This is a genomic window from Anaerophaga thermohalophila str. Valhall, assembly GCF_000250735.1.
GTDB classification, from domain to species: Bacteria; Bacteroidota; Bacteroidia; order Bacteroidales; family Marinilabiliaceae; genus Anaerophaga; species Anaerophaga thermohalophila_A.
Genome location: NZ_AHZV01000199.1, coordinates 1 through 4371 on the forward strand (window position 1 = coordinate 1; position 4371 = coordinate 4371).

A 4371-nucleotide genomic window follows, 5' to 3' on the forward strand; every position below is an offset into this window, starting at 1 on the left:
ACCGACAACAGCCTGTACAACTATGGCGAATTTGAACTGATGTACCATTTGCTTTGCCTTGAAGATGTGGACGGATTAAAAGAAGAAGCCCTTTTTGCCTGGCGCGAACTTATCAGCAACAACATGCTGCGCAGCTCCACCAGCCAAAAGGATGACAACGGAAACAGCCGAGGCGCAAAACGCATCGTACGAGGCCCCATGGCCAGCTTATGCGCTACCACCCACGGACATATTTACGAGGACAACATGAGCCGCCTTTTCATTATTGCCGTGGACGAAAGCCCGGAGCAGACGGCAAGGATAATCGAATACCAAAGCAAACTGGCCGCCGGGCTAATCAAAAAAGAAGATGAAACAGAGGCCAAAGAGTTTTTACAAAACTGCGTGCGGATGCTAAAACCTTACAAAGTCATCAACCCGTATGCCGATAAGATAAAACTGCCACAGCAGGCTCACAAAATCCGGAGGCTCCACGAACTGTTTTTGTGCTTTGTAAAGCAAATCACGCTCATAAACCAGTACCAAAGGAAAAAAGACGCGCAAGGGCGTTTAATCACCGAAAAAGAAGACCTGCAAACCGCTGTTGAAATCATGTTCGACAGCATTTTTTTAAAGGTAGACGAACTGGACGGGAGTTTAAGGCAGTTTTTCGAGAACCTTAAAACCTACGTACAGGAAAAGGAGAACCCACAGAACTATGAGTTTACACAAAGGGAAATCCGCCACAGCTTAGGCATGAGCAAAAGCCAACTGCAACGGTACATCAATGAATTAATTGAGCTTGAATATTTAAGCGTGTCAGGCGGTTATCAAAACCGGGGGTTAAAATATAAAATCAGTTACTGGGACAATATAACAAAACTGCGGGGTCAAATACGGGAACACCTTTTAAACCAGTTAAATAGCCTGAACAATGATACCCGGGAGTAAGGCTGGCGACCCAAGCCCTGAATCGCCAAATGGGTCACCAGAACCCTTGCCAGTCCTACAAATACCCCTTGGCGACCCGCGACCCAAAAAGTGTGTATATAGGGAAATAAAAAGTAAGCAGTTCCTGCACCTCACGGAAAGTTTTACTTTATGGCTTGAAACACTGGGCTACAGACCGCAATCGGTAAAGTTTGCAGAAAACATCATAAGGGAGTTTTTCCATTTTTTGGAGCAAAACAATACCCATCACCTAAAAGATTACTGGGAAAGCCACTTGGGTCAATACCTCGAGTATTTACAACACCGTCCCAACTGCAACAAAACAGGGGGCTTAAGTGTAAGCTACATCAACAAGCACATAACCAATTTAAGGCTGCTGGGCAAGTATTTACAAACCACCGGAAAAGCCAGTTTTACCATCAAACACGAATTATTTAAAACAACCGAAACAACCACTTATTTAACCAAAGAAGAAATCAAAGCTATGTACAAGGCTGCAAAAGATGATACCAACCTTTACAACCAAAGGGATGTGGCAATGCTAAATATCTTCTATGGATGTGGATTAAGGGCAAGCGAAGGGGCAGCGTTAAATATCAATGACATCCTTTTTGAAAAAGAGTTGGTTTATGTACGAAAAGGAAAAAATTACCGGGAACGCTACGTTCCGTTAAGCAAACAGGTAAAGAAAGATTTAAAGGATTACATAACCGGTCAGCGAAACGATTTACTGAACGGAGGAAAAACAGAGGCTTTACTACTCGGAAGGCGTGGCCAAAGATGGGGCTTTGGCGGCATGTATAACCGCCTGCAACTGATAAAAAACCAAACAAACGATGAAAAGCTGAAACAGAAAACCTTCGGGCTGCACATTTTACGCCACTCCATAGCCACGCATTTACTGCAAAGCGGTATGAAGCTGGAATATATCAGCCGTTTTTTAGGGCATAAATCATTAGAAACTACTCAGAAGTATACTCATTTAGCAAAAGAAGGATATGTTTAAACAGTGGCTCATAAACAAAGGTTTTGGAAGTAATACGGCAGGCGATTACAGCAAGTTTATAGAAAAGAAATTTAAGCTCTATTTACATGAGAACCAGTTAAACATCGACAACCTGGAACACGAGAATTTAATGGAATATATCCGCTACCGCAAAAGCCAGGGCGTACAGGCCAAAACTATCAACTTAGAGTTAAAGAAAATATCTTACTACCTTGAATTTAAGGAACTACCAAACATAGCCGAACCCATACGATTAAAAGGGGTACAACGAAGGATACCACACGATTTATTTACCGAAAAGCAACTAAATGATATTTACAACAAGTTCCCGGAAAGCAAGAATTACTGGACACATGAGAACACTTTAAAAACTTATCATCTGATTTTAGGTTTACGGATTTACCAAGGCTTGCGGGAACAAGAACTAACCAAGCTCGAGATAAACCATTTACAGCTCGACAAAGGGAAAATATATGTACCATCAACAAAGAGAACAAACAAAAGAATATTAGACTTGAAACCCTTTCAAATACTGCCATTGCATGAATATTTACTAACCGAAAGAAAATCCTTAAATGAAGAAATTGAAAGAAATTACCTTTTCCATAAAAAGCGGTTAGTCAGAGGAATGTCTAGGATAAAAGCCATGATAAACCGCTACGAACCCCGGTTAAAAAGTATGGCACAAATCCGGGCTTCCGTGATTACAAACTGGCTCAAACATTACAACCTGAGAGAAGTGCAATACATGGCCGGGCATAAATATGTAAGCAGCACGGAAAGATACAGAACAGACAATTTGGAAGATTTGCAGAAGGAACTGGATAAATATCATCCTCTGAAATAAAACAAAATGAAGGAAATGATCGTAGAATTTAATAACTTTGTACCATGTTGGTACACACTAAATCGAAATGTCATGTTAGTAATCAGTAGTAGAGAATTTAGGCAAAATCAAAGGCTGTACTTTGAAAGGGCAGATAAAGGAGAGCAAATCATTGTTCAGCGAGGGGCTAATAAATCTTACGCCTTAACGCCTATAAATGAAGATGATGTTTACTTTAGTGCTGAGATGGTTAAGAAAATAAAACTCAGTGCAGAGCAAGCGAAAAATGGTGAGGTAAAAAGAGTTACGAGTTCTGAAGAAATTAATGATTTACTTGGGCTATGAGTTATGTTCTGGAATTTACCAAAGTAGCCCAAGCTGACATTGAAAAACACAAGAAAGCTGGTGATAAAGTTGTGCTTAAAAAGATAGCTAAACTTCTTAATGAACTTAAAGAAAACCCTACTGAAGGAACAGGGCGTATAGAGCTAATGAAATATGGCTTGTCCGGGAAGTTTTCACGCAGAATAAATCATAAGCACCGACTTGTTTACTCTATAAATGAAGACATCGTAACTGTTCATGTTTTAAGCCTTTGGGGTCATTACGGTGATAAGTAAGTCTTAAATCCCACCGCACAGACCCGGTAAAGCGGTGTTCCTCTTCCTCGGTCAGCAAGTTTAGCGCCAGCCCGTACGGCACTTGTTTTTAAACGTGTAAACTCTTTAAGGCATAAAACAAGCGCCGTCCGCCCTTAGGGTTGTTCTCCCGAAAGTTTTCGGGATCACAAGGCTGTCACAAAACTCGCGTTCCCTTGTCATCGTCACTGCAGCTCTTTTGTCTGCTTAGGCCATGTTCCGTAAACTCCACATCGCCACGCATCCAACCGCTGCCGTGTTTGGCTCGCCTGCTAACTCCCTCGGTTCGTCTTTGTCATCCCGATTAAGTGTTTGTAAGGCTCCGAGAAAACCGGAGCCAACAAAACACTAAGTCGGGACGCCAAAGCCTCAGCGTAAACGCCACGCGTCCTTCCGGCTCCTTCGTCACCTTCCAGGCCACGGCCTCGGTCGTACTCGCAGACGGCTCGCACTGACGTTCCCTTCGCTGCGGGCGCAAACCGCTTCATTCTTCCGCTTTTTGCACCCTACGCCCCACCGCACGCTCAAGGCTGTTTTACCTCCCGCAGTTCCATACTTATTAGCAACTTTTAAGCAATGAAGAAACATAAAATAATCTCACATTCGTAAAGGGATCCCTTTTGAATAAACCACCATTTAAACCTTTACGGCCAAGTTAAAGCCCACAGGCCAACCCGCGCAAGGCCAGGCCCGTAGGGTTTTGAAAAAAATCTCCACCCTACGTTCCCTCGGGTAGTATTTTTTCCAAAAGCCTTGACCTGCCAGCGCTGGCTTAAAAAGGTTGCCTACAAGGTCAAAATGCCTGGTTCTGTTTAAATCTCTTGAATCTTTTTTTTTCAATTGAAACCTTCAAATGAAAATCTTCAATTGAAGAAAAAAGGATATGAAGGAATTTTTCTATCTTGCAGAAAAGAAGATGTAAAAACGTTCTTTGACATATTCCAACTCCGTGTATTGACCGGTTTTGCTGC

5 protein-coding genes are annotated in these 4371 nt (G+C 42.3%); all 5 read left to right on the forward strand.

Going from position 1 to position 4371, the window contains the following annotated elements; all coding sequences use genetic code 11:
* On the forward strand, positions 1-930 hold a 930-nt coding region (locus OQ5_RS23500), incomplete at its 5' end, for a hypothetical protein (protein WP_016777468.1).
* The gene (locus tag OQ5_RS0110580) at positions 914-1936 is read left to right on the forward strand and encodes a tyrosine-type recombinase/integrase (protein WP_016777469.1); all 1023 of its coding nucleotides are present in this window, start codon (positions 914-916) and stop codon (positions 1934-1936) included. The genes OQ5_RS23500 and OQ5_RS0110580, both read left to right, overlap by 17 nt.
* A complete protein-coding gene (locus OQ5_RS21970) occupies positions 1929-2783 on the forward strand; it encodes a tyrosine-type recombinase/integrase (protein ID WP_016777470.1) in 855 nt (284 codons plus the stop codon). Before OQ5_RS0110580 ends, OQ5_RS21970 begins: the two co-directional genes overlap by 8 nt.
* A gap of 6 nt (positions 2784-2789) precedes the next feature.
* Positions 2790-3107 carry a hypothetical protein gene (locus tag OQ5_RS0110590; protein WP_016777471.1) on the forward strand — a complete coding sequence of 106 codons (318 nt, stop codon included), beginning with the start codon at positions 2790-2792 and terminating at the stop codon, positions 3105-3107.
* Positions 3104-3382 (forward strand): Txe/YoeB family addiction module toxin, encoded by a 279-nt coding sequence (locus OQ5_RS0110595; protein WP_016777472.1) that lies wholly within the window; start codon positions 3104-3106, stop codon positions 3380-3382. The genes OQ5_RS0110590 and OQ5_RS0110595 overlap by 4 nt, the downstream gene beginning before the upstream one ends.
* The last annotated feature ends 989 nt before the right edge of the window (positions 3383-4371 follow it).

Coding starts and splice junctions, on each gene's coding strand:
- OQ5_RS0110580 (WP_016777469.1), top strand. CDS start 914: ATGATACCCGGGAGTAAGGCTGGCGACCCAAGCCCTGAATCGCCAAAT.
- OQ5_RS21970 (WP_016777470.1), top strand. CDS start 1,929: ATGTTTAAACAGTGGCTCATAAACAAAGGTTTTGGAAGTAATACGGCA.
- OQ5_RS0110590 (WP_016777471.1), top strand. CDS start 2,790: ATGAAGGAAATGATCGTAGAATTTAATAACTTTGTACCATGTTGGTAC.
- OQ5_RS0110595 (WP_016777472.1), top strand. CDS start 3,104: ATGAGTTATGTTCTGGAATTTACCAAAGTAGCCCAAGCTGACATTGAA.